The organism is Bacillus cereus (genome assembly GCF_007678085.1).
Taxonomy (GTDB): domain Bacteria; phylum Bacillota; class Bacilli; order Bacillales; family Bacillaceae_G; genus Bacillus_A; species Bacillus_A cereus_BE.
This window is the reverse complement of sequence record NZ_VEDW01000045.1, coordinates 1-245: the sequence shown is the minus strand read 5'-3', so window position 1 is coordinate 245 and position 245 is coordinate 1. Positions and strand designations below refer to the sequence as shown.

The following is a 245-nucleotide window of genomic DNA, read 5'->3' as shown; positions in this document are numbered from 1 at the left end:
ACTTCTCTGATTACATCTTTGACTGGTTTTGACACAGATGCATCGCTTTGTGCTTTAAGTCCGTAGGAAAATTGCGTATCAGTCTGATAAAAAAATGATTTGGTCGTTCCAGTGGCATTGGCAGTATTATTATGATTTTCTTTAGCTAAGGATGCGGGGACAAAAGCAGTAGTTACAAGGGCTAAAGATGCGGCAAACAGAATGCCTTTAGCTGCGTGTCTAATGGGAAATCCTCCTTTAGAAAC

General features: G+C 40.4%; 1 pseudogene. It reads right to left on the bottom strand.

Features of this window, described 5'->3' with window-relative positions:
* Nucleotides 1–245, bottom strand: a pseudogene (locus tag FS742_RS27835) (hypothetical protein); the annotation flags it as partial.